At 49.1% G+C, this 24,273-nt stretch carries 24 protein-coding genes and 1 tRNA gene; 20 read left to right on the top strand and 5 right to left on the bottom strand.

The annotated features are described in order from the left end of the window. Positions 1-52: 52 nt before the first annotated feature. From NZ875_08785 to NZ875_08810, 6 genes are read left to right on the top strand one after another with little or no spacing between them, the layout of a single operon-like run. Complete coding sequence (locus NZ875_08785) at positions 53-940, top strand: YicC family protein (GenBank protein MCS7175830.1); 888 nt, start codon at positions 53-55, stop codon at positions 938-940. A 23-nt stretch (positions 941-963) separates the two neighbouring features. Next, positions 964-1,239 (top strand): DUF370 domain-containing protein, encoded by a 276-nt coding sequence (locus NZ875_08790; protein MCS7175831.1) that lies wholly within the window; start codon positions 964-966, stop codon positions 1,237-1,239. Between the two features lie 4 nt (positions 1,240-1,243). Continuing rightward, positions 1,244-1,867 (top strand): guanylate kinase, encoded by a 624-nt coding sequence (gmk, locus tag NZ875_08795; GenBank protein MCS7175832.1) that lies wholly within the window; start codon positions 1,244-1,246, stop codon positions 1,865-1,867. Next, a complete protein-coding gene (locus NZ875_08800) occupies positions 1,864-2,094 on the top strand; it encodes a DNA-directed RNA polymerase subunit omega (protein MCS7175833.1) in 231 nt (76 codons plus the stop codon). The genes gmk and NZ875_08800 overlap by 4 nt, the downstream gene beginning before the upstream one ends. 6 nt (positions 2,095-2,100) lie before the next feature. Continuing rightward, positions 2,101-3,282 carry a bifunctional phosphopantothenoylcysteine decarboxylase/phosphopantothenate--cysteine ligase CoaBC gene (gene coaBC, locus NZ875_08805; protein ID MCS7175834.1) on the top strand — a complete coding sequence of 394 codons (1,182 nt, stop codon included), beginning with the start codon at positions 2,101-2,103 and terminating at the stop codon, positions 3,280-3,282. Beyond that, positions 3,218-4,411 (top strand): L,D-transpeptidase family protein, encoded by a 1,194-nt coding sequence (locus NZ875_08810; protein ID MCS7175835.1) that lies wholly within the window; start codon positions 3,218-3,220, stop codon positions 4,409-4,411. The genes coaBC and NZ875_08810 overlap by 65 nt, the downstream gene beginning before the upstream one ends. On the opposite strand, the gene NZ875_08815 is transcribed toward NZ875_08810, so the two are convergent. After that, the gene (locus NZ875_08815; GenBank protein MCS7175836.1) at positions 4,412-4,768 is read right to left on the bottom strand and encodes a S1 RNA-binding domain-containing protein; all 357 of its coding nucleotides are present in this window, start codon (positions 4,766-4,768) and stop codon (positions 4,412-4,414) included. Positions 4,769-4,799: 31 nt separating this feature from the next. Beyond that, a complete protein-coding gene (rpmE, locus tag NZ875_08820) occupies positions 4,800-5,015 on the bottom strand; it encodes a 50S ribosomal protein L31 (GenBank protein MCS7175837.1) in 216 nt (71 codons plus the stop codon). Positions 5,016-5,175: 160 nt separating this feature from the next. Between rpmE and NZ875_08825 the strand changes: the two genes are divergently transcribed. Genes NZ875_08825 through NZ875_08835 form a run of 3 tightly spaced genes read left to right on the top strand, consistent with a single transcriptional unit; the run spans position 5,176 to position 7,953 of the window. After that, a complete protein-coding gene (locus NZ875_08825) occupies positions 5,176-5,748 on the top strand; it encodes a diguanylate cyclase (GenBank protein MCS7175838.1) in 573 nt (190 codons plus the stop codon). After that, entirely contained in the window at positions 5,748-7,007 is a 1,260-nt protein-coding gene (gene murA / locus NZ875_08830; protein ID MCS7175839.1) for a UDP-N-acetylglucosamine 1-carboxyvinyltransferase, read from the top strand. Before NZ875_08825 ends, murA begins: the two co-directional genes overlap by 1 nt. Continuing rightward, positions 7,000-7,953 (top strand): radical SAM protein, encoded by a 954-nt coding sequence (locus NZ875_08835; protein ID MCS7175840.1) that lies wholly within the window; start codon positions 7,000-7,002, stop codon positions 7,951-7,953. Before murA ends, NZ875_08835 begins: the two co-directional genes overlap by 8 nt. Here the strand turns inward: NZ875_08835 and NZ875_08840 are convergent. Together NZ875_08840 and NZ875_08845 are read right to left on the bottom strand one after the other, a co-directional pair. Then, positions 7,901-8,770 carry a PEGA domain-containing protein gene (locus NZ875_08840; protein MCS7175841.1) on the bottom strand — a complete coding sequence of 290 codons (870 nt, stop codon included), beginning with the start codon at positions 8,768-8,770 and terminating at the stop codon, positions 7,901-7,903. The genes NZ875_08835 and NZ875_08840 overlap by 53 nt on opposite strands. Positions 8,771-8,781: 11 nt before the next feature. Continuing rightward, on the bottom strand, positions 8,782-9,486 hold the full coding sequence (locus NZ875_08845; GenBank protein MCS7175842.1) for a hypothetical protein: 705 nt from the start codon (positions 9,484-9,486) through the stop codon (positions 8,782-8,784). Between the two features lie 101 nt (positions 9,487-9,587). On the opposite strand from NZ875_08845, the gene NZ875_08850 reads away from it, so the two are divergent. The 10 genes from NZ875_08850 to NZ875_08895 all read left to right on the top strand — a co-directional run bounded on the left by NZ875_08850 (position 9,588) and on the right by NZ875_08895 (position 19,199). Next, a tRNA-Gln gene (locus NZ875_08850) sits at positions 9,588-9,661 on the top strand. A gap of 73 nt (positions 9,662-9,734) precedes the next feature. Beyond that, positions 9,735-11,039 (top strand): trigger factor, encoded by a 1,305-nt coding sequence (tig, locus tag NZ875_08855; protein MCS7175843.1) that lies wholly within the window; start codon positions 9,735-9,737, stop codon positions 11,037-11,039. Beyond that, positions 10,996-11,601 (top strand): ATP-dependent Clp endopeptidase proteolytic subunit ClpP, encoded by a 606-nt coding sequence (gene clpP / locus NZ875_08860; GenBank protein ID MCS7175844.1) that lies wholly within the window; start codon positions 10,996-10,998, stop codon positions 11,599-11,601. Before tig ends, clpP begins: the two co-directional genes overlap by 44 nt. A 5-nt stretch (positions 11,602-11,606) precedes the next feature. Next, entirely contained in the window at positions 11,607-14,045 is a 2,439-nt protein-coding gene (gene mutS, locus NZ875_08865; GenBank protein MCS7175845.1) for a DNA mismatch repair protein MutS, read from the top strand. 115 nt (positions 14,046-14,160) lie between these two features. Further along, on the top strand, positions 14,161-14,865 hold the full coding sequence (locus NZ875_08870) for a hypothetical protein (protein ID MCS7175846.1): 705 nt from the start codon (positions 14,161-14,163) through the stop codon (positions 14,863-14,865). 127 nt (positions 14,866-14,992) lie between these two features. Continuing rightward, the gene (locus tag NZ875_08875; GenBank protein ID MCS7175847.1) at positions 14,993-15,598 is read left to right on the top strand and encodes a uracil-DNA glycosylase; all 606 of its coding nucleotides are present in this window, start codon (positions 14,993-14,995) and stop codon (positions 15,596-15,598) included. Continuing rightward, positions 15,585-16,112 (top strand): metal-dependent transcriptional regulator, encoded by a 528-nt coding sequence (locus NZ875_08880; protein ID MCS7175848.1) that lies wholly within the window; start codon positions 15,585-15,587, stop codon positions 16,110-16,112. The genes NZ875_08875 and NZ875_08880 overlap by 14 nt, the downstream gene beginning before the upstream one ends. Positions 16,113-16,114: 2 nt before the next feature. After that, positions 16,115-17,041: an NAD-dependent epimerase/dehydratase family protein gene (locus tag NZ875_08885; protein ID MCS7175849.1), complete on the top strand. Its 927-nt coding sequence runs from the start codon at positions 16,115-16,117 to the stop codon at positions 17,039-17,041. A gap of 36 nt (positions 17,042-17,077) precedes the next feature. Further along, positions 17,078-18,349: a replication-associated recombination protein A gene (locus NZ875_08890; protein ID MCS7175850.1), complete on the top strand. Its 1,272-nt coding sequence runs from the start codon at positions 17,078-17,080 to the stop codon at positions 18,347-18,349. After that, complete coding sequence (locus tag NZ875_08895) at positions 18,327-19,199, top strand: acetamidase/formamidase family protein (GenBank protein ID MCS7175851.1); 873 nt, start codon at positions 18,327-18,329, stop codon at positions 19,197-19,199. The genes NZ875_08890 and NZ875_08895 overlap by 23 nt, the downstream gene beginning before the upstream one ends. A 6-nt stretch (positions 19,200-19,205) precedes the next feature. Here NZ875_08895 and NZ875_08900 read toward each other — a convergent pair whose 3' ends face one another. Next, complete coding sequence (locus NZ875_08900) at positions 19,206-21,944, bottom strand: SLBB domain-containing protein (GenBank protein MCS7175852.1); 2,739 nt, start codon at positions 21,942-21,944, stop codon at positions 19,206-19,208. 110 nt (positions 21,945-22,054) lie between these two features. Here NZ875_08900 and NZ875_08905 point away from each other — a divergent pair, with 110 nt between their 5' ends. Next, complete coding sequence (locus NZ875_08905) at positions 22,055-24,247, top strand: polysaccharide biosynthesis tyrosine autokinase (protein MCS7175853.1); 2,193 nt, start codon at positions 22,055-22,057, stop codon at positions 24,245-24,247. The last annotated feature ends 26 nt before the right edge of the window (positions 24,248-24,273 follow it).

Here is a 24,273-nt window from a genome sequence, read left to right on the forward strand (position 1 = left end):
TGGCACGATTTTGGGTGTTATTTGGCCAAAAGATGCTATAATTCATGAGGAAGTGAGTTGTTTGCCAAAAAGCATGACTGGATACGCCAAGATCGAGCGAGTTTTGAATGAATACAGGATCAACTGCGAGCTGAAGGCTCTCAATTCTCGTTATTTGAACGTGGAACTGAGTTGTCCATCTTTTCTCTCTTCTTACGAAATCGAGCTGACCAAGTTGGTCCAAAGATACATCAAGAGGGGCAAGGTCTCGCTGAGGTTGTTCGTGGAGTTCCTCGCCCCACCGTCCCAAGCTTTACACATCGATTTTGGCCTCGCCAAGTTGTACTACGATGGTTTGGAAGATCTCGTCACGAGGCTCGGCATACCTGAACCAGTCAATCTGGACCATCTACTCAGGTTCCGCGAGCTGGTGAGGTTCGAACTACCGAGAGAGCAGGAAGAACGTCTCTGGGAAGCTTGCAAAAAGGTCGTGGAGGAAGCTCTCGAAAAGCTCGATTCGGAGCGTACGAGGGAGGGGAAAGATCTTTCAGAGCAACTCCTCAAGATCGTTGAGGATCTCTCTCTGACCGTCGAGTCCATGAGGCAGTCCGCTTCAGAGATCAGGGTGGTTTTGAAAGAGAAGTTGTCCAAAAATGTCGAGCAACTGCTCGGGTCTAACCAGATCGATCCGAACCTTCTAGAGAACCTCGTGGCGTTGAACGTTCAAAAACTGGACGTCCGTGAGGAGATCGATAGGCTCGAAAGTCACTTGAAAAAGGCGAAAGAGCTTTTAGTTTGTAACGACGCTGTTGGTAACCATCTGGACTTTTTGGCTCAGGAGATGCTCAGAGAGTTCAACACGGTGTTGTCGAAATCTGAAGATGCACGACTCGTGGAGCTTGGATTGAAAGGAAAGTTGCTCGTTTCACAGTTCAGAGAACAGTTGCAGAACTTGGAATGAAATGGTCCAAGGAGGTATAGAGTGTGTACGGGTTGATCAACATAGGTTTTGGGAACGTGATCTCTGGCGATAGGGTCATCGCGATAGTGAATCCGGAGTCGGCTCCGTTGAAGAGGCTCAAGGAAGAAGCTAGGGACGAAGGAAAATTGATCGATGCGACCTATGGACGTAAAACTCGGGCCATCATAATCACAGACAGCAACCACATCATCCTGAGTGCCATCCAGCCGGAAACGATAGCTCAAAGGTTCAAAGAATCGATGATAGAGATCGAGGAAGCTTTGAGTAAAGTGAGGTAGATCCGTGGCGGGATTGTTGTACGTGATAAGTGGTCCTTCCGGTGTCGGCAAAACGTCAATCATCGAAGGTGTGATGAAGAAGGTCAGGAACGTGGTCTTTTCCGTTTCCTGTACCACTCGGCCGAAACGTCCCAACGAAGTTGAAGGTCGAGACTATTTTTTCGTGGACGAAAGAACCTTCTTGGACATGGTGCAGAAGGACGAGTTTTTAGAATGGGCAGTCGTTCATGGTCACTACTACGGTACGCCACGCAAGTTCGTTGAAGAGCAGATCCAAAAAGGCATCAACGTCATACTCGACATAGACGTGCAGGGTGCCACGACGGTGATGAAGAAAATCAAGGACGCGGTGTTCGTGTTCATAGCACCGCCGTCTTTCGATGAGTTGAAAAAACGTTTGTTGAAACGCGGTACGGAGAAAGAAGAGGACATGCTCAAGAGGTTGGAGGATGCGAAGAGGGAGCTGGAACAGATACCCAAGTTTCAATACTTGATCGTGAACGTGGATCTTCAAGAATCGATAGAACAGCTCACATCTATCATAGTTGCAGAGCAACTGAAAGTCAGCAGGGTGATCGAACGATTGGGATTTCACAAACTGTTTTCGATCGGAGGTGGTTCCACGTGAGTAAACAGATCTTCGATTATGACAAGTTGTCTTCGAAGATCCCATACAAGTACGCTGTCCCCATAGCCGTCGCCAAGAGGGCTGAAGCGATCAAAGAGTACGCCAAGCCTTACGTTTCGACGCCAGACAACAACCCAGTGTCGATAGCCTTCCGCGAGTTGCTGGATGGATACGTGAGGATAAAGAACGAGGAGATACTCCGCATACTGCTTCCGAACACGAAGTGATTGTGCATGAAGATCCTCATCGGTGTCACAGGTTGTATCGCACTCTACAAAGTCGTTGGATTGGCGAGCGGTCTGAGAAAAGATGGACACGAACTGAGGATCGTCATGACTCAGAGCGCTCAGAAGCTGGTTTCCAAAGACTTGTTTTCTGCCGTCGGCAGTTGTCCTGTCTACACGGACGACGATGCGTTCAACATAAAAGACGGTTGGATACCGCACACCGAACTGTCCAGATGGCCAGATGTGCTGGTGATAGCTCCGGCGACCGCCAACACGATCGCGAAGATCGCACACGGCATAGCAGACAATCTACTCACGATGGTGTGCCTGGCTTTCAGTGGGGAAAAGAAGCTCTTGGTGCCAGCGATGAACGTGAGGATGTTTGAAAATCCAATAACTCAGGAAAACATCGAAAAATTGCGACACAAAGGTTGGTGGGTTTTGGAACCTGCGGAAGGCCACCTCGCCTGTGGCGAGTTCGGCCGAGGGAGATATCCAGAGAACGAGATCGTTCAAGAAGCCATATACATCCTTGGAAGCGACAAACCGCTCAAAGGTCTCCGCCTGTTGGTGACGGCGGGACCGACGTGGGAGAGCATAGATCCGGTTCGAACGATAAGCAACCGTTCCAGTGGTAAGATGGGCTATCAGCTGGCGAGGATGGCGGTGAGGTTGGGAGCGGAAGTCACGCTGATCTCTGGTCCCACCAGTTTGACGCCACCTTTCTTCATAAAAGAATTCGTGAAAGTTGAGAGTGCGCAGGAGATGTTCGAGCAGGTGGTGAAGAGGTTCAACTCGGTGGACGCCGTGATCATGGCGGCGGCCGTGGCCGATTACACCCCCGCGGTGAAGTTTTCCAGCAAAGTCAAAAAGACGACGGAGAGTTTGACCATAGAACTCGTCAGGACCAAAGACATCCTCGAAGAGCTTGGAAAGATGAAGAGCAAGCAGATACTGATCGGTTTCGCCGTCGAAACAGATGATCTCGAAGCTTACGCTGAAGACAAACTGAAGAAAAAGAACATGGACATGATCGTGGCGAACGATGTGCGGGCGATGGGTAGCGATCAAAACAGTGTGTTGATCATAAAGAAGGATGGTTCGAAAAAGCGGGTTGGTCCAGATGCGAAGGATCGTATCGCTCTTGCCATTCTTGGCGAGCTTGCTGATCTTTGGTACAACCCATGAGTTGATCGTCAGGTCTTTCGAGAAAGAAACCATAGAGTTGGCTTTGAAGCCGATCTACACGCCTGTTGAGCAAACCAAAGCCTATCTCTTCACGCAAACTGGCCATAGGGTCGCCAAACGACGCGGTGAAGACTCTTTCTTCTTCGATGTTTCACGCACCGATTGGATCATCGTGGAAGCGTTTGGAAAAAACTCGGCAGGTTACCCGATGAGGGGAAGCAATCCTTCTTTCGTGACGTTGTCTGCTTACAGGCAAGAACCTCAGATCTTTCTCTTCACGGATCCTGAAAAACACGTTCTCTACATAGGTATCAAACTTCCACGGAGTTGGCAGTTCACCGATTGTGAATTTCAAAACCTCAGGTTCAAAAGGTTCACCTTCAACGATATTCTGTACCTCTACACTTCGGAAAAGCCAAAAGACGGCATACACGCACTCACACTCAATTTTCAGCTCCCGTACGGTTTGAAGAAGACTTTGAAGATGGATGTGTTCGTCTTCCATGGGCTCGTGAACTTGCTCAGGGGCTCAAAAGCACCGATGAAGGTCGAACCGGTTCCTCCATACAACCACGTGGTCAAACCCGGTGAAACGTTGTGGTCCATAGCCAACATGTACGGTCTGAGGATCGCGGATTTGGAGCTCGCCAACGGCATTGAAGATGGCAGTTTCATCGTTTCTGGCACCGTGCTCAAGCTTGCGAGGGTACATTTCGATGCTTCCTTGACGAGTTTGGTCATCAACATCAGCACGGGCAGGCTGGCACTCTACTACAACGGAGTTCTTGTGAAAGTTTTTCCCGTCGCGGTGGGTAGGAGCGACATGACTCCCCCGGGTACCTACTGGATCATGAAGAAGGAGGTAGACCCTGCCCTGTACTGGTTCGGCGAGTACATACCCCCGCGTTCACCCATCAACGGTTTGGGAACGAGGTTCTTCCAGCTTTCGAATCCAACTTACGGTATACACGGGACAACAAAACCGTGGGAAATCGGTAAGAGGATCTCCCACGGTTGCATCCGCATGTTCAACCAAGATATCGAAACGATCGATGCTTTCGTTGACGTAGGAACAAAAGTGGTGGTGGTGAGAAACACGGAAGAATTTCCAACTAGATGGGCTTTCTGATCAGAACCTTCCTCCCTTTTTCTCTGCCCTCTTCTTGTACTCTGCAAACTTTTTTTCGCTGTCTCTGAGGAATCTGGCTAGCTTTTTCTCGAACTCGGCCTTCTTTGCGTCTTTCTGCTCTTCTTGGCTTTTCTCCTCTTTCAAGGACAGTTCCCATTTCCCATCGCGTGTTTTGCCGATGATCTTCGCTGTGACCTCTTGGCCCTGTTTCAGAAAGTCCTCGACGTTCTTGACGTACTGATTCGCGATCTTGGAGATGTGGATGAACCCAGTTTCACCGTTCTCGAGTGTGACGACAGCTCCATACTTTGTTATCTGTGTAACTCTGCTCTTCACGACGTCGCCAACCTTTACCACAAACTAACCCTCCTTAAGGATTTATGGAACATCAATACTCGACGCCTCCGTATCTGCGCTTGAATTTCTCGATGCGTCCTTCCGTGTCTATGACGAGTCCTGCACCCGTTTGTCCCTTGTACAGAGGATGGCAGTTCGAACACACGTCGATCCTGATGGTATCTTTGGATGTGTAGAACCTGTGCTCTGCGCCACACGCACACTTCACTGTCACCAGCTTCATCTGTGGATGAATATCCTTCTTCACTCCATCTCACCTCTCAGAAACTTTTTGTTGCCCTATAAATCATACCACAGTAATTTGTAACTTGACAACATCGATCTTTCGAATCGAAAGTTGTTGGTACCATCTCGCACGGAAGATTCACAGTGCTATTATAATCATTATTGTGCGGGGAGGGAAAGTCGTGGAAGAAAAGCGGGAACTTTTGGAGAAGATCAAGATGCTGGAAGATCAGCTCGAGTATTACAAGGCACGCGAAGCGCAGATGGAACAACTCATCAGAGAATACAACGAATTCATCAGGAAACAATTCGAAATCTACGATGAGTTCGTCCGTGATATCGGAACGAGCAGGATCATAGATCCTCTCACGAGGGTCTATTCGGCGGAACACATCAGCAAGTTGATAGCCTACTACCATCAGAGAGCGTTCGAAGACAACCGCAGCTACGGTCTGATCTTGGTCCGCCTGCCACGGAGGGACGAAAACTTCGAGGCGAATCTGTTGGCCTTAGCCAAGCTTTTGAAGACTGTGGTGCGTGTGCCCATGGACAGCGTTGGAAGGTTGAGTGAAGACACGTTCGCGATCCTGCTCACCGAGATAAGCAAGGAAAACACGCTCAAGGTGATCGACAGGATCAAGTCTTCCATCGAGCTTCATTTGAGTGTTCCTGTGAAGATCTCTTTCAGATCTTATCCAGAGGATGCTTCCAACCTCGAAGAAATGATGAAAGAACTCTACGCGGAGGTCAGCTGATGGGAAAGCTCATAGTTCATGGAGAATCACGACTGAAAGGTTCTGTAAAGATCTCTGGTGCGAAGAATTCGGCACTGCCGATCCTTGCAGCGACGATCTTGTTGGATGAACCTGTGTTGCTCCATAACGTTCCAGACTTGCTCGACGTGAGGACCATGTTCGAGATATTGGAGTCGGTCGGTCGTGAGGTGCGCTTCGAAAACAACACGGTTTTGGTGCGTTCGAAGGCCCAACTGAAGTGTGAAGTGCCGTACGAACCTGTCAGGAAGATGCGTGCTTCCTTCAACGTTCTCGGTCCGCTCGCCGTGAAGTGTGGGGAAGCCTCGGTGGCTCTACCAGGGGGTTGTTCGATCGGCGTTAGACCTGTGGATTTCCACCTGGAGGGCCTTCAAAAGCTCGGCTTTTCCGTTCAGATAGAACACGGTGTGGTCAGAGCCAAGAGGGAAAAGAGGCAAAAGGAATGCTACGTTTCTTTCCCCTTCCCCAGCGTCGGTGCAACCGAACACATCATGACCACCGCCGTTCTGCTCGAAGGAACGAAAACGATCGTGGACAACGCGGCGATGGAACCAGAGATAGTCGATCTCGCACAGTTCTTGATCAAGTGTGGTGCGAAGATCTCGGGTGCAGGAACGCGCAGGATCGAAGTCGAAGGGGTGGATCGGTTAAGTTCGTGTGAGCACAGCATCATCCCAGATAGAATAGAGGCTGGCACTTACGCGATCGCCGCAGCCGCGACTGAAGGAGAGGTGGTTCTGGAGAACGTGCAACCCGACCACATGATGGCGGCCATAGACGCGCTGGCTCAGTCCGGTGCGGAGCTGAGGATCGAGGGCAAAAGCTTGCTGGTCCGCATGAAAGATCGCCCAAGACCTTTGAAACTGCAGGTGACTCCCTATCCAGGTTTTCCCACAGACCTTCAACCTCAGATGATCGCTTATCTGAGCACGGCGGTTGGAACGTCCATCATCGTCGAAACGGTCTTCAAATCGAGGTTTCAACACGTAGATGAACTGAGGAGACTTGGAGCCAAAATAGAGGTCAAGGATGGTGTGGCCGTCGTTTATGGTGTGGAGAAGCTTCAAGGGACCATGGTGAAGGCGACCGATCTCAGGGCTGCAGCCGCACTCTTGATCGCTGGACTCATGGCCAAAGGTACGACCGTCATAGAAGAGGTGGATCAGATTTTCAGAGGTTACGAAGATCTCATCGAAAAACTCTCCGGTCTTTCGGCGGTTGTGGAGTATCGAAATGGATGAACGAGTTCGAGAGTGGTTCAGAAAGAACCTTTTGAGCTGTAAGTTGTGTCCACGCAACTGTGAAGTCGATCGTCGTTCCAAGCTCGGCTGGTGTGGCGTTGGCGATAAAGCCAAGCTGAGCAGCGTCGTGTTGCACTTCGGTGAAGAACCCCCGGTGAGTGGTGAGAGTGGTGCTGGAACTGTTTTTTTCACCGGTTGCAATATGCGCTGTATTTACTGTCAGAACATGAACTTCAGTCAGAAAGGCTTGGGAGTCGAAGTGGATGTAGAAGAACTGGCCGAGATCTTCTTGGACCTTCAAAAGAGTGGTGCCAAAACGTTGAACCTCGTCACACCCACCGCGAACATGCCGTTCGTCATCGACGCTCTGTTCATGGCGAAAGAGAAGGGTTTCAACCTGCCGATCGTTTACAACACCAGTAGCTATGAGAACGTGGAAACTCTGAGGATGCTCGAAGGGATCGTCGATATCTACCTTGCAGACATCAGGTATGCGGACGATGAAACTGGGATGAAGTATTCAAAAGTTCCCGATTATTTCACCATCACCAGTAGAGCTCTCATCGAGATGCACAGACAGGTCGGTCCCTTCAAAGAAGAGAGGATGAAGGGTCTGATCGTTCGACACTTGGTGCTCCCCAACAACGTGGCTCAGTCTGAACGGGTGCTGGATTTCATCTTCTTTTCTCTCTCACCAACCGTTCCAGTCTCGATCATGTCGCAGTACAACCCCGTCTTCAGCGCGAGGTTCGATCCGCTGATAGGAAGAAGGATCAGTGCGGAAGAATACGAGCGCGTCATAGAGTACGCCTTAAAACTTGGTCTCTGTGGTTGGATTCAGACCGAAGAGAAAAAGAAAGTCACCGTTAAACCGATCGAATCCACTCACAAGATCAACGAGAAGCTGAGATCAAGAACAGCAACAAAACCGCTCCCAACCCAATAGCGGACACCGTCAAGATCTTTTCCTTCGTGTAAGTGTAAACGCTCCTATCGACGATCACCGTTTCTCGTGCTGTGTAGGACTCTTCCGGAGTGTTCGCCACCACTTCCACGCTGTACTCACCGTCCGGTACGTCCGTAGCGCTCCACACCACCACGTTGGTACCGCTGTTTCCCTTCAACGTTTTGGACCAAACTATCTTATTGGTCTTGTCCAAGACGTTGACGATCAGGTCCGCTGGCTTGGAAAGGAAGATGTAGAAGCTCGTCGTGTCTTGATACCAATCGTTGTTCGGTGAGAAACTCTTCGGTTCCACCTTGAGGTTCACGACCAACGTTTCTTCGATCAACGTCAAATTCACCGTCGTCTCCCTAGCGTAAGCGATGTTCACGAGCTGAGTTTGAGGTTGATAACCGCTCGCTTTGAACGTCAGATGGATGCTACCTTCTGGTGCCAAGATGGTGTCTTTGACGCTCCTCACAGTTCCAAGATAGCGCTGTTCGGCGTACACTTCTACGGGATACACGTTCGAAAAGATTCTCAGATAACCACCACGCCTCAGAGGTGCTTCCACCAAGATCTGACCAGCTTGGGTGACGAACACGACCCCTTCGAACGGTACATAGAACGATTTGACCACGGTGATCCTGTACTGTCCTGTGGATTGAAAGTTGAGCACCAAAACTCCTTCCACGTTGGTCATGCCTCTGTAAACTCCATCCACGTACACGGAAGAGAACGGCTCGGTTCTCACCACCACAACGTAACTCGCCAATGTCAAAGTGCAGAACATCAAGATCAGCACAACAACGGCTCGCACGGACCTTCACCTCACCAACTCGTCGTTGTGTACCAATCCACGATGTTATCTATCTGCCAGATCTTATCTTCCAAAAAGTATTCTACACCTAGAACTATCGGCACGGTCGATCTGATGTCGATAACGCCGAAGGTTTCCTTTTCGATCCTTTCGGACACAAGCACGTACACGCTGTTGTAAGGTTGTATCGTGCCAGACAACTCTTCCAGCGTCTTGCCTGAAGCATCGTAAATGTAGATGTACACTTGAGCTTCCACCTTGTTGGGATTCATTATCGCAAAACCTGTCTTGAAGCTTTTGGAGTTCACATAACCCAAGGTGTACCAGTAGTACTTGGCGTCACTACTCGTTGTGACAGGTTCTATGACGTGGTCCCTCGAGACGAGAAGATCACGGTCCGAATACACGATGGAGATCTGTAAAAGCCCATCCGATTGCAGCATGGTCAGTCCCCAAGCTGAAGGGCTCGGTGTGACCACACGGCTGAGGTCGAAAATCACAGATTTGTACGGATCTAACGTCAAAACTTCTTGGTGCAGTCTTTTGCCGTTGTTATCGAACACGAGTAATCTCACGTAACATTGCTCATCGCTGACGTTGGACACGAGGATTGCAGTCTCTTTGTCTGGGGTACAATCGTAATAAAAGGCGTAGTCCGCTCCGATGAGCACCGCACAGATCAGCATTAAAAAAACTATCGACAATCCCTTCACCATCTCCGCTCCCCCCTTGGAGGTTTTGGACACACTCTCTTATTATAAACCATCCAAAAGTAGCTTGAAACCGTCCAAGAATGATGGTAAAATAGCAACGGCAGTGGGAGGTCGTCTAACGGTAGGACAGCGGACTCTGGATCCGCCGGTGGAGGTTCGAGTCCTCCCCTCCCAGCCAAACACGGGGCGGGACGTTGTGCCCGCCCTTTTTGTGATCGTTGTATAATGTGCTTTGTGAAGGAGGAAGCAGAATGAAACGGAACGTCGTGAACGTCGATGAAAACATCGTCACGTACGAATATCTCTTCGACCAAGAAGAAACGCGCATGGCAGAGTCGAACGCTTTGAAGAAGCTGTCACAACGTGTGGAAGTGCCTGGTTTCAGGAAAGGTAAAGTTCCAGAACAGATCGTGCGTGTTAGATTTCCAGAAACGCTCAAAGCGGAAACCTTTGAAGAGCTCTGGGCCAGCATTTCAAAAGATCTTAGCGACGAAGATCGTATCCTGCCGATCTACCTGGTGGATTTCGAACTCAACGAGAGTGGTTCGAAGTTCACCGTTGAGGTGCATAGAAGACCTGCCGTTCAGTTGAAACCTTTTGAAGAGTTCGAGCTGAAGAAACTCGACAAACCTTCCGTGCTAGAAAGGTACGTGGAAGAGAGACTCAAAGAGCTTCAGCAAGCACACGCCATCGTTCAGCCGAAGGATGGTCCCGCGGAGCACGGAGATCTGGTCAGGGTGAAGATGACGATCTTTTCGGCCGACAAGACCATCTTGGACGGTAAAGAGGTCGAATACGTTCTCCACGCGGATGACGACAGGCCCATCGTCACCGAACTCGTGGGAAAGAGAGCTGGTGACATCGTCGAGTTCGAAAAATCCTTCGAAGATGGGAAAGTTTATCGCTACAAGATAGAAATCCTTCAGCTGAACAGTAGAACATTGCCTGCGATCAGTGACGAGTTCGCCAAGACCGTCAATTCCGAATACGAAACGTTGCAACAGTTGAAAGAAGCACTCGAAAAAGAAGGAAGCGAGGTCTACGAGAGGGACACCAAGCACTTTCTGCAAGATCAAGCGATAGACATGTTGATCAGAACTTGTGAGCTGAAGATCTCCGATAGGACTCTCGAAAGACTCGCCGAACAGGCTCTCGAAGATATCAAATCGAGGCGTGACGAGTACGAAAAGTTACTGAAAGACCACCAAAACGATGAAAAAAAGCTTCTAGAGAGCATCAAGCGTTATTATCTACAACAGCTCAAAGCGGAGTACGCGATCGATGAAGCTGCGCGTTTGAACCACATCGAGGTGAGCGACGAGGAGATCTTTTCACAGGCAGAGAAACTCGCAGTTGCGTGGGGCATATCCGTCGAACGTGCGAAATCGATCCTTCGCAACCGAAAGGATGTCTATGAGGATGTCAAGGATCAATTGATCAAACAGAAGATCGCCGACGCCATTTTGGAAAAGTGTAAGATCGTGGATGTGAAACCTGAGGAGGTGAAGGAAGATGGATCAGAGAGAAATAGCGCAGTTGATACCAACGGTGATTGAGACCACGGGAAGGTACGAGCGAGCCTACGATATCTATTCGCGCCTCCTCAAAGACAGGATCGTCTTTTTGGGTTATCCCATCGACGATCACACGGCGAACCTCGTCGTGGCACAACTCCTCTTCCTCGAGGCCGAAGATCCTGACAAAGACATACAGCTTTACATAAACAGTCCTGGTGGTTCCGTCACCTCAGGTCTTGCGATCTACGACACGATGCAGTACGTCAAATGCGACGTGGTCACCATCTGTGTCGGTCAAGCGGCGTCCATGGCGGCCGTTTTGCTCGCCAGTGGAACTAAAGGCAAACGCTTCGCACTGCCGAACGCCAGGATCATGTTGCACCAACCTCTAGGTGGTGCCGAAGGTCCCGTCAAGGACATCGAGATAATCACGAAAGAACTGTTGAGGATAAAGAATCTCATAAACAAGATACTCAGTGAAAAGACAGGTCAACCAATCGAAAGGATCGAAAAAGACACAGACAGAGATTTCTTCATGGACGCTTACGAGGCACTCCAGTACGGACTCATAGACAGGGTGATCGAGCCAAAAAGAAGGTGAGTTGTTTGAAACTCACCCCCATGATGGAGCAGTACATGCAGATAAAATCCAAATACAAGGATGCGATCCTGCTCTTTCGGCTCGGTGACTTCTACGAAGCTTTCTTCGACGATGCCAAGATCGTTTCTGAAAAACTCGACATAGTCCTCACACAACGTCAAGGCGCACCCATGGCTGGTGTGCCCTATCATGCATTGAATTCTTATCTGAAGAGGCTCGTTCAGCTCGGTTACAAGGTCGCCATATGCGATCAGATGGAAGATCCCGCAACGGCCAAAGGTTTGGTGCGCAGGCAAGTCACCAGGATCGTCACACCCGGCACCTTGATCGAAGAAGAGCTCTTGGATGGTTCTTCGAACAACTATTTGGTCGTCGTTTGCAAGCAGAACGATCGTTACGTGTCCGCTGGTGCGGACATATCGACCGGTGAGACCTTCTGGACTGTGGTGGAAGATCTGGACGAATTGTGCGATCTTTTGAGATCCGTCGGAACGAGTCAAGTTTTGTTCGAACCGTCGTTGAGAAAATCGCTCGAGGGGAAGTTTTCAGATAGCGTCGTGCTCGAACCGCTGCAAGATTGGCACATGAACCCTTCGAACGCGGATCGTGACATCGCACAGGCGTTCAACGTCGCGGTGGTGGACCATCTGGAGCTTTCTGAAGGAAAAATTGCCTTCGCGGCGCTGGTGAGGTACATCAGATACACCCTCATGTCCCAGCAGATCTTTTTGAAACCACCCAGGGCTTTGAGGTCCAGCGATTATGTGTTTCTGGACGCCACCAGTGTGGAACAACTCGGATTGTTGAGCGATTCTGGTCAAATGAGCCTGTTCGATGTGCTCAACTTCACCAAAACTTCCATGGGCGCTCGCCTTCTGAAGCAATGGTTGCTCCAACCGCTCAGGGACAAATCGAAGATAGATTGGAGATTGAAGAGGGTCGAAGCTTTCGTGAAAGATCGAATCCTTCTAAGCGAGATCAGAGAATATTTAGCCTCAGTGAAGGACCTACAGAGGATCTCGACGCGTTTGGAGTACAACAGAGCGACTGTGAAAGACCTTGTGAACATCAAAGCCACGCTGGCTGTGTGTCCATCGATCAGATCGGCCCTTCAGACCAACGAAGTGTTCGAAGAGGCGAAAGAGCTGGATTGTCTGGAAGATCTCTTCGGTGAATTGAGCTCGGCTTTGCAGGATGAACCTTCCATGAACTTGGGTGAAGGTAACGTGATCAAACCCAGTTACGATCCAGAGCTGGACGAGCTGAGGAATTTGGTCTTCAACGCGGAAGAGTTTCTCAAACAGATAGAGCAGAGAGAGAGGATGAAGACTGGTATAAACAATCTGAGGATCGGTTACAACGAAGTTTTTGGTTACTACATCGAGATCACCAAATCGAACCTCTCTAAAGTCCCGAAAGATTACATCAGAAAGCAGACGCTCGTCAACTGTGAGCGTTTCGTCACCGAAGAGTTGAAAGCTTTCGAAGAGAAGATACTTTCCGCCAAAGAGAAACTCGCAAAGAAGGAAAAAGAACTGTTCGACAGATTGTGCAACTTCGCACTCGAAAGAAAGCAGCGTCTCGCCAAACTGGCCGACTTTCTTGCGATCATCGATGTGCTCGCATCTCTCGCCACGGCGGCCGTTCAGTATAGATACACCAAACCCGTGTTTTCCCAGAGCGAACTGGTCTTGAAAAATTCGAGACATCCCATCGTGGAGCGAAAGGTTGAAAACTTCGTTCCGAACGATCTCACCTTGAACAACGAAAGTTCCTTCGTCGTGCTCACCGGTCCAAACATGAGCGGTAAATCCACCTTCGTCAGACAGGTTGGACTCATCGCCGTCATGGCACAGATGGGCAGTTTCGTTCCTGCCGATGAGGCCATTCTCCCGATCTTCGATAGGATCTTCGCCAAGATGGGTGTGCGGGACGACGTCGTGGCGGGTCGAAGCACCTTCCTCACCGAGATGAACGAGGTCGCCAAGATCATCTACCACGCAACGAAGGACAGTCTCGTTCTTCTGGATGAAGTCGGACGCGGTACGAGCACCTTCGATGGTATCAGCATCGCTTGGGCGGTGAGTGAGTACATACACAACAAGATCGGTTGCAAGTGCATCTTCGCCACACATTTCACCGAACTCACAGAGCTTGCGAATCTCTACGAGGGCATCGTCAACAAGACCGTACAAGTGCTGGAAGAAGGTTCGAACATAGTGTTTCTGCACAAGGTCGTCGATGGCGTGGCCGACAAGATCTATGGAATCGAGGTCGCTTCCATAGCTGGCCTACCATCGGAAGTGGTGGACAGATCGCGCGAAGTTCTGAACATCATATCCGAAAAGAGCGATCTTGAAAGCAGGTTGCGTGTCGTTTCGATCGAAAAGTTGAGGAAGATAAAAAGGAGGAAGATCCATCCAGACCAATCAACCTTGTGGTGAGTTTCCCTTTCTGCATCTGACACACAAAAAGGCGGATGCGGACAGTTTTGCCAGTGCCTATTGGGGCTACAAGGTCTTCGGTGGGGGTATATACGTAGACGAGCCAGATCTGACTGTGAAGAAGTTGATGGAGCGTTTCTCGGTCAGGAACTTTTTTCCCTCCAAGATCCAACTGTTCTTCGTCTATGACACCTCCGATCCTGAGCAGCTACCTTTCGCCGTTTCGAGCTACTGCATCTTCGATCATCACAGAGTGCAATCGAAAGAGTTCGTCGATGGAGCGATCCGATCCCACATCAGATTGAGGAGCGCGAACGTGCTCAACCTGTTCGATCTCAGCGGTGGAAAACTCCCAAAAGACGTTCTCTTCGCTTTCGCTGTGGCTTTGGTGAGCGAGACTGCGTTTTTGAGAACGGCTTCCTCTGAAGATCTGATGTATCTTTCGAAGTTTTTAGTGGGCCACGTGCTCGAAGATGTTTTCGAATTGATCTTGGAAGGTAGGGTGAAGAACGTCGAAGGCTTTTTGGAACGACTCTCCAAGATCAAGATAATAGATGCAGATTTCAAAATAGGCATCGTGGAATGCGAAGATGACGACGAGTTCCTCTGTGTTGCGGACATGGCGATGTATCCACTCTCACTCTCCGTTCTTCTGGGAAGGTTGCCTTGGGGGGTTTGGGTTTATTGCAAAAAAAAGTTCGTTCAAAGGATCTACAGATCGCTCAGACGTTTCAAAAAACGAAAAGCTGGTAGAATATATGAAACGAACGATTTGGATCTGGTTTTGAAAGCCATCTTGGAAGAATCACAATCTGATTGAAGCGTCGAAAACCTTTCAACACCTTTCGTAGTCCAAATCAATGTGGAACGAGTCTGTGATACAATTTTTTAGAAGCATCATTCATATCTATAACATAGTTTTTTGAGTGAATCGTGGAGGGGCAAACTTGACTAGAGAAGAGTTGATGCAGATTTTGAGCGAAAGAGTACGCAAATGTACAGCCTGCCAACTCGCACAGAGTAGAACCAACGTGGTCGTCGGCGAAGGTAGTCTCTACACACCGATCATGTTCGTGGGCGAGGGTCCAGGCGAAGAGGAGGACAAAACGGCAAGACCCTTCGTCGGTAAGGCAGGCCAACTACTCACCAAGATCCTCGAATCCGTCCAGCTCAGCCGTGAAGAGGTCTACATCTGCAACGTCGTCAAATGTAGACCACCAGACAACAGGGTACCAACGGCTCAGGAGCAGAAAGCTTGCGCACACTTTCTCTACGCCCAGATCATGATCGTCGATCCGGTCATCATCGTGCCTTTGGGGAGCACGGCCCTTTCTTTCTTTTTGAACCAGAACGTTTCGATCAGTGAATATCGCGGCCGCGAGATGGAGTGGAGGGCGGGAAAGAAGCTCTTTCCCATGTTCCATCCGAGCTATCTTTTGAGGAACCCATCGAGAGAGAAAGGTTCTCCGAAGGATCTAACGTGGCAGGACATCAAAAAGGTTCGTAAGTTCTACGATGAGTTGAAAGGGAGGTATCGCGATGCCCAGGGGTAGGAAGAAGGTTTTAACGCCAGCTTTGGAAGACTATTTGACTGTGATCTACGAAATTCAGCAGAAGCAACCAGCCGCTAGGATCAGCAGCATAGCGAGGAAAGTGGGAGTGAGTCTCCCCAGCGTGACCAACGCCGTCAGACGCCTTGCGGATCTTGGCTATGTGGAGTACGAAAAGTACGGCTTGATCGTTCTCACACTGCGTGGAAAGAGAAAAGCTCAGAATTTGTATTCACTGCAGAAGCGTATCAAGTACTTTTTCCACTACGTGCTCGGTATTTCCATCGACATCTCTGAAAAGTTGTCCAGACACCTATCGCACTACCTCACCGCACGAACGCGTGAGAGGATAAAGGAGTTCTACAGACTGGTCATCGACTTCAGCGAGGACAAAGCCAAGCAACTCAAAGATTTCATCCTGGAAAGTCGTAAGCTGGTGAACGTCACGGAGCTCCCGGAGGAAGTGATCGAGGATCTCAAGGCGATGGAGAAGGAAACCGAAGAAGAGGGTGACTGAACGTGGCGAACGTCTTAGTCACCGGAGGCGTCGGGTTCATAGGCTCACACCTTGTGGATGCGTTACTCCGCGCTGGCCACAGAGTCGTGGTGGTCGACAATTTGAGCAGTGGACGTATCGAAAATCTCAACAGACAAGCTCTGTTTTATCAGCAGAGCGTCGAAGATGAAGAGATGATGGAGCGCATCTTCATGCTCCACAGGTTCGATTACGTGTTCCACCTCGCCGCTCAGGCCAGCGTGAGCGTTTCTGTGAAACAGCCGACCAAAGATGCCGTGGCGAACGTGATAGGTAGCTTGGTCCTACTCGAAAAGAGCGTCAAATACAACGTTAAAAAGTTCATCTTTTCCTCCACCGGTGGTGCGATATACGGGGAAGACGCACCGATACCGACCAACGAGGAAGTCGTTGCAAAGCCGATCTCTCCGTACGGTATCGCCAAGAGGAGTGTGGAGATGTACCTCGAGTTCTTCAAAAGGGAGAAGAATTTAGATTATGTCTCCCTGCGCTACGGCAACGTGTACGGCCCAAGGCAAGATCCCAACGGTGAGGCTGGCGTTGTGGCCATATTCACTTCGAGGATGTTGAAGAACGAGGAAGTGTTCATCTTCGGAGATGGCGAGTACGTGAGAGATTACGTCTATGTGGGTGATGTGGTCGAAGCGAACCTGCTCAGCATGAGACCTGAGATCAGTGGGACCTTCAACATCGCCACGGGCGTTGGTACCACCGTGAACCAACTGTTCAGAATGCTTTCGGAACTGACTGGATACACCAAATCGCCGATCTACACCGAGCCGAGGAAGGGTGATCTGAGAAGAAGCGTTCTCGATTGTTCCAAAGCTGAGAAGGTTTTGAACTGGAAAGCCAAGGTCGATTTGAAAACCGGCTTGGCCCTCACGGTGGAATATTTCAGATCCGGAGGGTGATGGTTCACGCAGAAAGACAGACCGCTGGCCGAGAGGATGAGGCCGAAGAGCCTCGAAGAGCTCGTTGGACAGGACCACGTGCTTGGAAGCGACGGAGTTCTGAGGCGGGCGCTCTTGTCAGGTTCCATGTTCTCCTGTATCCTCTACGGTCCACCAGGCTGTGGTAAGAGCTCGATCGCAGAGTTGATCAAAAAATACGTCGATGCCGAGTTCTATTCACTCAGCGGTTCTCTGCACGGTGCTGCCGAGATCAAGCAGGTGCTCAGTAGGGCACAGGAGCTGAAGAAATACGGCAGGCAGACCGTGCTGTTCATAGACGAAATACACAGACTGAACAAAGCTCAGCAGGACGTTTTACTTTCGCGCGTCGAGGATGGTACCATCATCCTGATAGGTGCCACCACGGAAAATCCCTCTTTCGAGATCATCGCTCCCCTTCTGTCGAGGTGCAGAGTCATTCAACTTAAACCTCTATCTCAGGAAGATTTGATCAAGATCATCGAGCGTGCACTGGAAAAAGATGAACTGCTGAATCGAAGCGGTGTGGAGGTTGAAGAAGGAGTACTCTCTCAAATCGCGAAAGAGGCCAACGGTGATGCCAGATACGCTCTGAACACGCTCGAAACGCTCATCGAAGTGGCGCAGGCTAGGGGGATGAAGAAACTTCGCTTGGAAGATCTCGCAACGTTCGCAACTTCGAAGCAGTTGGCTTACACGCAGGAAGACCATTACGATCTGGCTTCCGCGTTCATCAAGAGTTTGCGTGGAAGCGATCCAGATGCGGCACTGTACTACATGGTCAAGATGCTCGAAGGCGGAGAAGATCCCATGTTCATCGCGCGCAGGATGATCATACTGGCGAGTGAGGACATCGGTTTGGCAGATCCTTTCGCTCTGATGATGGCCGTGAGCGCCGCACAGGCTGTCGAGTACGTGGGCATGCCGGAGTGCGCTCTGAACCTGGCCGAGGCCGCCATATACCTCGCCAGTGCACCGAAGAGCAACTCCGTCTATGAAGCCTTGTCGAGAACGAAGGATTTGGTTGAAAAAACCAAAGAAGTGGAAGTTCCGCTCTTTCTGAGAAACCCCGTGACCAAGTTGATGAGAGACGCAGGCTATGGGAAAGGCTACATCTATCCACACGAGGTCGGTGGCTTTGTAAAAAGAAGCTACATGCCGGAGGGGTTTGAAAACGTCAAACTCTACATTCCCAAAGATGTGGGCAAGGAATCTTCAATAAAAAAGAGGCTGGAACAACTTTGGGGAAAGAGAGAGGATGGTTCGGATGAGATCGATTTCGAAAAATAACGTGATCTATTCGTTCAATCCGTTCATCGAACCTGTCGTGAGCGTTCGGCCTGGTGAAACTGTCAGGTTCGAAACGCTCGATGCGCTGGGTGGTCAGATCGAAAATGAGCAGGATGTTTTAAAACTCGATTTTTCGAAGGTGAACCCCGCCACAGGTCCCGTACGCATAGAAGGTGCGAAGAAAGGCCAAACACTCGTCGTTGAGATATTGGATGTGTCTGTAGCATCCGACAAAGGCGTCATCGTCGCTGAAGAGGGTTTCGGCGTGCTCAAAAACATCGTCAAAGGCTTCAAGGCAAAGATTCTGCCCATTCGCCAAGGCTGTGTGGTCTTCAACGAAATCCACATACCCATCAAACCCATGATCGGTGTCATCGGTGTCGCGCCGAAAGAAGGTGAGTTCCCCACGGGAACGGCACACAAACACGGTGGAAACATGGACACCAAAGAGATAACGGTTGGAAGCAGAGTGCACCTACCCATCTTCCAAGACGGTGCCATGCTGGCTTTGGGGGATGTGCATGCGGTCATGGGCGATGGCGAAGTTTGCGTGTCGGCATGCGAAGTTCCAGCCGTTGTGACCGTCAGGGTGGATGTGGAAGATGTATCCATCGAATGGCCGATGGTGGAAACGAAGGAAGACATCTACATCCTCGTTTCTCTGCCAAGGATCGAGGAAGCCTTCGAACAAGCCACGTACACGGCCGTCAAGTTGCTGAGCGAAAAGAAGAACATGCCCATCGAAGAAGCTTACATGCTCGCAAGCTTGATCGTCGATGTTGGGGTGAGCCAGCTGGTCGATCCCAACCTGACCGTCAAGGCGAAGATATCTAAGGCTTATCTGGAATGAAAACTGTCACCATCCCATCAATTGCTTGCTCGCAGTGATGATGGACAAGATATCCCTCACTACAGGTAAAATGTCGGGCAACTGCGCCAGAGGATTAGTTGGAACATAGACTACATCGCCCGGTGAGATCGTCGGGTTGGTTCCTCCACCTTTGCCTGTGATGATTCCAGACAGATCACAGATGATCACTTCACCTTCTAGGCCACCTTTGAACAGGAATATCCTACTTGCCGATGCCGTTTGATTTAGACCGCCAGCCCGCATGATCGCATCGAAGACCGTGGTGAATCTGTCTATCTTGACGATACTCGGATTCCTGACGTTACCAAGAACGTAAGCTATGTTCGTATCGATGGATGGAACGTAGATCAAATCGCCAGATTTGACTTTGATGTTCTGAACGGTGGAAAGGTCCGAAAGATCGTAGGTAGATTCGCTTTGACCGCGGCGCAGCACGACCTTGGTCTTCATAGCCCAATCGCTCAACCCACCGGCACGACTGACGATCTCTATGAGTGTCGATTCGCCCTCCCGAAGCTCATACACGCCTGGTTTCGCCACCTCTCCGAGCACATACACATAGGGTTTTTCTTGCCATCTGACGAAAAGAAAATCTCCATCTTGGAGCAAAACGTTGGTGATCCGATCCAGATCGATGACCGTCTCTTTTCCCGACCTCAACAGCAAAATGTCCTTCTCTTTGAAGGTGCCACTTTCTTTGAAACCGCCCGCTTTCGCGATGACTTTCTCTATGGTTGGAGTTTCATCGGGATCGAAAACGAACTGGCCTGGTCTGCCCACGAAACCATCCACGTAAACTCGAATGGGCTTTTTGAGAGTGATCTCCACGATGTCTCCATCTTTCAGAGGAATCGGTGAGACCGTTGTTAACTGGAGAACTCTATTTTCTGAGCGTATCTTCAAAGATTGCAAATACTTGCTGTCTATCCTTCCAAACTTTGCGAGGGCCTTTTCCAGATCGATCTGCTCTTCATTCTCCAGCGTGACGTAACCGTACAGATCTCCCGTGAAATAAACTCTCCTCTCTGTGGTGAACCTGATGATGACGGTATCACCGATCTCAAGATCTATGTCTTTCTTCAAAAGGCTCACGGTGTCGACGAGCTTTTCTTCCCCTCGTCTCAGCAGAGAGAGCTTCTTTACGAAAGAGAAGTCTTGTACTCCGTACTTTTTCAACACTGTAGATAGGGTGAAGGGTTCTGAGCGTTCGAACGTCAATCTACCGTTCCGTGCAAGGTTATCGCCCACCACGTACACGAACTGCTCTTTGAGCTTTTCAACGTAGACTGTCGCACCATCCTTTAAAGGTACATCTTCTTTCAGAATGACGCTCGGTGCGTAGATCTCTTCGCCAACCTTTATGAATTCGACTGAATCATCGCTCGTAAAACCTCCAGCTTTGGCCACGAGGGTTCTCAGACTGAAGGTTTCATTCTTCGAAAAACTGTACAGACCAGGATTTTTCACGAATCCAAGTATGTACGCCCTCCTCGGCACATATTCCTCTATACGGATCACATCACCAGGCTTCACCAAAAAGTCCAGATTTTCGGATGAAAGTTCGATCTTTTCATTTTCTCTTTCTACAACGATTCTGTCGATGTTCTCGATGGTTCCTGCGAATCCTCCTGCCAGCGAGATCATCTTCCTCAGAGTGAACTTCTCCTTCGGTGATATTTCGTACGCCCCTGGATTTTTGACGTAACCAAAGATGTAAACTTCAGTTTCTTCAAATTTCTTCACTTCGACGACGTCACCAACTTGAAGTTTCATGTCTACATCGTTATCCACATTCAATTCTGTGAAAACCACACCGTTTCTGCGAACGACCACTTTCTCCAGAAATTTCCTTTCGACCGAAAATCCACCAGCTTTGGCGATCAGATTCTTCAGCGTGATGTCTTCACCTTTACTGAAAACGTACATCCCAGGTTCAGCCACGGCACCCATGATGTAGGCGAAGCGTTCCTCAATTTTGGCGACGTAGACTGTATCTCCCGGTTTCAACATTACGATGTTGTTGAACAAATCTTTTTCATTGATTTCTTGAATTGAATCTGAAACGATCAATATACGTCCAGCGCTGTCCTCGGTTATACCCCCCGCAGTGGATATGATGTCCAACAAGGTCATATTTTTCTTGAACGGATAGACTCCAGGATTTTTCACAGCCCCGAGGATCTTGACAAAATCGCTGTAAAGTTTTCCAGGTAACACGATCTGATCGTTCTCTTTGAGTGTGGGATCTTCTTTCGGCACATCACCGAACAGCAAGGCAGACAAATCTAGGTTTTTAACGGTTCCTCCACGCACCAACTTTATACGGGTCAATTCAACTTCCGAAAGATTCACTGAAAGTAAAGCTAAAAGCTCTGAAACCTTCAGATCCTTCATTCCCATATCGACCACGCCGTTCACTATTCCCGACACGTAAACGTTCCTGGGTGCTATGCGCAGCAGCGTCACAATGACGTTCGAATCTGAAACCTGCGTGGACAATTTCTGACGTAAAATCTTTACCAACTCATCGATTGTGAGACCTTCCACGCTCAATCTTCCAACTATCGGTAGAGCGATCTTCCCCTCTATATCCACCACACATTCTCTGGTGTAATCGGGAATGTTGAAAAGCTCAATCCGTAGAACGTCACCCTTTCGGAGTGTGTAGCTGAACACGAAGGAAAACGATACGACCAAGCAAAGAACTAGGATGACTCTATGCACGTTTCGTTCCCTCCTTCTTTTTTGATTATAACGGATCGAGACACTCTAAGGTATATTTAGGTTATAATCGACTTGAGGATCTAATTAAAAAGTAGGGGTGAATTTGAGCTATGGACAGTACAGCAACAGAGCTCACTTTGGAAGACATAATACGTATTTTTAAAAAGCGCGTCGGAATCTTTCTTCTCACAGTGTCGATCGCCATAGTCGCCACGTTATTGTACCTCTTTTTGGCCACTCCCATCTATGAAGCGAATGTCACCATCAAAATAAATCCGTCGTACGAGTCGAACGTTGCTGCGCTTTTCACTGGCACACAGATTTACACCGGTAGGCCAGACATTTCGACGGAGATAGAAATAATCAAGAGCCGAACCGTCGTTGAAAGAGCTGTAGAGATCGTTGGTTTTCATGAATTTGTCCGCCATTCAAAGCGAGAAATAGACAAAGATCAACTCGTTCAAGCGATAATAAAGGGATGGGTGAAAGTTGCTCCGGTCAAGGATACCAGAATAGTTCGATTGAGCGTGCAACATCCAGATCCGAATCTGGCCACCAAATTGGCGAACGCAATCGCTACCGCTTACAACGACAGATTGAAAGAACTATCGCAGACTGAATACACACTGCGCAGAACTTTCATCGAGCAACAGTTACCGAAGGTTGAAGAAAGGCTCGTCCAGGAACAGGAGAAATTGAGACAGTTCAAGGAGAAAAATCAAATATTCGTACTGTCTGAACAAGCAAAGAGTGTACTTTCGATGCTATCAAATTATGATTCTGAATACAACAAACTCAACCTGGAACTACAAGAAGTTTCCATGAAAATCAAAATCTTAAGAGACACACTCAGCAAAGTCGATCAGAAGATCATCAGTTCTGAAGTGATCACCTCTAATCCAGTGATAGAACAATTGAGGGCGAAACTGGTGAATCTTCAAGTCGAGTTGTCCGGCTTGCTCCAAACTTACCCAGAAAGCGACAAACGCGTCGTAGCTCTGAGATCACAGATAGCTGAGACGGAACTTTTGATGAAAAAAGAGGTGGAGAAAGTCGTTTCCAGTCAAACTCAAGTGATAAATCCGATGTACACACAAACACTCGCAGAGCTCATGGACAACGAGGGTCGTTACCAAATACTACAAGCAAGACTGAACGCGGTCAACCAACTCAGAAAAACGTACCAACAACGCGTTCAAACTCTCCCGAGAATAGAGCAAGAATTGGTTGAACTGGAAAGAAACCTCGCCGTTCATAGTCAGATATACACAACTTTACTACAAAAGTTTGAAGAGTCGCGCATAGCAGAAGCGGGTATAGCTGGAAATTCGCAGATAGTGGATTCCGCCATAGTACCCAAAACACCTGTAAAACCGAACAAGCGATTGACACTTGCGATCGGTGGCGCGCTTGGAGTTTTCGTTGGGATTTTACTGGTTTTCTTGATCGAATATCTCGACAAGACCCTGAAGGGAGAAGAAGAGATCAAGAGGATCCTCGGCAATCAAATACCTATTTTGGGGAGAATACCCAAACACGAATTGGAATCTGAAGGCGTTGAAGAATTAGTGGTTCTCAATTCGCCAACGTCTCCAATTTCAGAGGGTTTCAAACTCGCCTGTACTAACATTCAATTTTCTAAAGACGTTGCTCCGAAGATTTTAGTGATAACCAGCCCGGGACCGAAGGAAGGTAAAACGTTCACGGCTGTCAACATCGGAGCTTCGTTCGCACAGAGTGGGTTCAAGACCGCTCTGGTCGATCTCGACATGAGAAAACCTCGACTTGAAAAAGCTCTAGGTTTGGATGCGAGAAAAAAACTTGGTCTCACCAACTACTTGTTACAAGGTTCACCGCTCGAGGAGATCACGGTGAAATTTTCAAACAATTTGGACGTCATTCCAGTTGGTCCACTACCACCCAACCCTACGGTACTCTTCACAAGTTCAAAGTTCATAGATCTAATGAAGTCGCTCTCTGAAAGGTACGATAAAGTGGTGATAGATCTTCCACCTATACTGGCAGCGGCGGACGCCCTCGTTGTTGGAAAATATACAGACGGGATCGTTTTGATCACGCGTGCCGGCATGACGAGCCGAGATTCTCTGAAAATAGCGTTTGAGAACATCAAGGTGTCTGGAAACACTCTGTTGGGCATACTGATCAACGGTATCGACAAGATCTCTTCATCTTACTATTATTATTACTACTACTATTACAGCGAAGATGGAAAACGCGTCAGAAAAAGGGAAAAAAGAAAAGCGAAAGAAAAGAAACCACCTCTGATGCTCAAAAGACGCTGAATGAACTGTTCAAAAATACGAATAAT

It is taken from the genome of Pseudothermotoga sp. (assembly GCA_025060105.1).
Taxonomy (GTDB): Bacteria; Thermotogota; Thermotogae; order Thermotogales; family DSM-5069; genus Pseudothermotoga_A.